Raw genomic sequence first — 386 nt, forward strand, 5'->3', positions numbered from 1 at the left:
GCACCATACAGGTGACGGGGAAACTCGACACCTGCATGCGACGGGGCCTCCTACCGAGGTCTGCATGTCTTCCCACGCCCCCGCTCATCCCGTTGCCCCGGCCGACCTGGCTGCGCCGTCCATCGTCGTGCACAAGTTCGGCGGCACCTCGGTGGCCGACGCCGAGCGCTACCGCCATGTTGCTGGCCTGCTGCTCGCCCGCCCCGAATCGCTGCAGGTCGCCGTTGTCTCGGCGATGAAGGGCGTCACCGACGCGCTGATCGAACTGGCCCAGATGGCGGCAAAGGGTGACGAAGGCTGGCGCGAGGCCTGGCATGCCCTGCGCGCCCGCCATCGTGGCGCGGCGGTGGCCCTGCTCGGCGAGCAGGTGGGCGAGACCGTGGAAT

General features: G+C 69.9%; 1 pseudogene. It reads left to right on the top strand.

Features of this window, described 5'->3' with window-relative positions:
* Nucleotides 1-64 precede the first annotated feature (64 nt).
* Nucleotides 65-386: pseudogene (locus E0T84_RS31710) on the top strand (hypothetical protein); the annotation flags it as partial.

Origin of the sequence: Mycobacterium sp. DBP42, from assembly GCF_005924235.1 — a bacterium.
GTDB classification, from domain to species: domain Bacteria; phylum Actinomycetota; class Actinomycetes; order Mycobacteriales; family Mycobacteriaceae; genus Mycobacterium; species Mycobacterium syngnathidarum.